The sequence below is a fragment of the Spirillospora sp. NPDC048823 genome, assembly GCF_043198445.1.
GTDB lineage: Bacteria > Actinomycetota > Actinomycetes > Streptosporangiales > Streptosporangiaceae > Spirillospora.
This window is the reverse complement of sequence record NZ_JBICUT010000053.1, coordinates 1-1,224: the sequence shown is the minus strand read 5'-3', so window position 1 is coordinate 1,224 and position 1,224 is coordinate 1. Positions and strand designations below refer to the sequence as shown.

General features: G+C 69.0%; 1 protein-coding gene. It reads left to right on the top strand.

Annotated elements, in window-relative coordinates; translation table 11 throughout:
• Window positions 1–120 precede the first annotated feature (120 nt).
• A partial coding sequence (locus ACGFK0_RS37675; protein WP_392913575.1) for a transposase occupies window positions 121–1,224 on the top strand: 1,104 nt, incomplete at its 3' end.

The following is a 1,224-nucleotide window of genomic DNA, read 5'->3' as shown; positions in this document are numbered from 1 at the left end:
CCCTGGTCTTTCACGAAGCCTGGCTGTTGAGTGGCGCGCCTAAACAGAAAAATGCTCCTGAACTGGGATGATGTGGAGTGTCGAAGTCCGTATCAGTCCAGTTCAAGGAGCACTTTCTACGTGAACGCTACCGCATGGTCGCGCGGTCTTGACGTTGTCGGCGGCGGCACGGGCGTGGTGTCGCATGCGGGCCTGGTCTTGCTGCGGCAGCTCGCTGATCGGACGGGCCTGACGGCCGGGCTGTCGGCGGCGCTGCCGTCGCCGGACGGCGGCCTGGACCGGGGCCGGGTCTTCGCCGACCTGGCGTGCGCGATCGCCGACGGCGCCCGGGTGATCAGCGACTTCCGGGTCATGGGCGACCAGGACGAGGTCTTCGGCCAGGTCGCGTCGGTCCCGACCGCGTGGCGGACGCTGAAGGAAACCGCCGCCGGCGGGGACCGCACCCGGCGCAGGGTCACCGCTGCGATAGACAAGGCGCGGCGTTACGCCTGGTCGCAGGTCATCGCCCGGCACGGGCAGCTCCCGCCGGTCCAGGTCGCGGACCGGCAGCTGACAGGGATCACCTGCATCCGCCTGGACGCCACCGTCGTGCCCGCCCACTCCGACAAGGAACAGGCACAGCCGAATTTCAAGGGATTCGGCCATCACCCGCTGCTGGCCGAATGTGACAATGTGCGCGAGCCGCTGGCCTGGATGATGCGGCCGGGATCGGCCGGAAGCAACACCGCCGCCGATCACCTGACGCTTCTCGACGAGGCGATCGCAGCGCTGCCTCCGCAGTTCCGCCGCAAGCTCATGGTCACCTGCGACGGCGCCGGAGCCAGCCACGACCTGGTGAAACGCCTGGACAAGCTTGCCTCGCGCCGCGGGTATGAACTCGTGTACTCCATCGGCTGGGCGCTGGCCGAAAGGGAGAAGACCGCGCTCAAGCTGGTCCCCGACACCGCATGGGAAGCCGCGATCGACGCGGGCGGGAAGGTCCGCGAGCGCCGGTCTGAGATGGCCTGCGGGAACCAGAGGTGCGGGCATCGGGCCTGCTGGATCCAGGAAGCGCACGTCACCGAGCTGACCGGACTGCTGCGCAAGCGCCCGGACGGGGACCGGCTGAAGGCCTGGCCGACGACGATGCGGGTCTTCGCCCGCCGCGAGCGGCCCCACCCCGGAGCGCAGCTCACCCTGTTCGAGGCACAAGACGGGTGGCGCTACACCTTGTGGGCGACGAAC